The sequence below is a fragment of the Leisingera sp. F5 genome (genome assembly GCF_001593695.1).
In genome coordinates, this window is record NZ_LUKH01001317.1 from 1 (window position 1) to 1,116 (window position 1,116).

2 protein-coding genes are annotated in these 1,116 nt (G+C 65.4%); both read left to right on the forward strand.

The annotated features are described in order from the left end of the window. Positions 1-379 (forward strand): methyltransferase (locus A2I95_RS41075; protein WP_291738036.1); only part of this gene is annotated, 379 nt, incomplete at its 5' end. Positions 380-494: 115 nt separating this feature from the next. Continuing rightward, the coding region (locus tag A2I95_RS41080; RefSeq protein ID WP_291738037.1) for an SDR family NAD(P)-dependent oxidoreductase at positions 495-1,116 on the forward strand (622 nt) is incomplete at its 3' end.

Consider the following 1,116-nt stretch of genomic DNA (forward strand, 5'->3'; position numbering starts at 1 on the left):
ACGCGAGGGTGTCGAGCAGGTTCATCTGGCCGAGGCGGATTACCACGCGCTGGCCTGCGCGAGGCAGAATGTGGCGGACAGCCGGGCGCAGTTTCACTGGGCGGATGCCCGCACCTGGAAGGCGCCGGGCACCGTGAACACCGTGGTGATGAACCCGCCGTTCCACACTGGCCGCACGGCGGAGCCGTCGCTGGGCCAGGCCTTCATCGGGGCAGCGGCAGCGATGCTGGCGCCCTCGGGCAGCCTGTGGATGGTGGCCAACCGGCATCTGCCTTATGAGGTGGCGCTGGGTGAACGCTTTGCCCAGGTGCGCGAGGAGGGCGGCGACAACCGTTTCAAGATCCTGCATGCGGCGCGGCCGAAACGGCGGCGCAAGTAACCGCGTGCGGGGCGCAATGCCGGTTTCCAAACCGGCAGGCCCGGTCTAACGTGCGGCCCAGAGTGCCACAGGCCAGATTTTTACAGGCCAGATTGTTACAGGGGAGTGCCCTTACATGTCCTTTTCGATCTCCGGTAAAACCGCCATCGTGACTGGCGCCTCCAGCGGCATCGGCTTGGCGATCGGCAAGCAGTTTGCCGATGCCGGCGCCAATGTGATGTTTGCCGACACCCATGAGGCGCAGCTGGTGGCCGAGCTGGGCGAGCAGGCCGAGGAAAGCAATATCCGCTATTTTGCAGGCGACCTGCGCGAACGGCTGACCATTGCCAATCTGCTGTCGGCCACCATTGACGCCTTTGACGGGGTGGATATCCTGGTCAACGGCGCGCGGCAGATGGTGGCAACAGATCCGCTGGACCCCGCCGATGACACCCTGGATCAGCTGCTGATGCAAAGCCTGCTGCCCGCCGTGCGCCTGTCGCAGCAAGTGGCCAAGCGGATGATCCGGCAGGGCGAGGAAGACGAGGACAGCAGCGGCCCGCTGGGCAGTATCATCAACCTGTCGTCGATCGCCGCGCGCCGCACCCACCCTGAACTGATGGCCTATTCGATCGCCTCTGCCGCGCTGGATCAGGCGACCCGGTCCCTGTCGGTGGCGCTGGCGCCGCACAAGATCCGGGTGAACTCGATTGCCTTCGGCTCAGTGATGAGCGCGTCGATGCGCACCACCCTCAAGG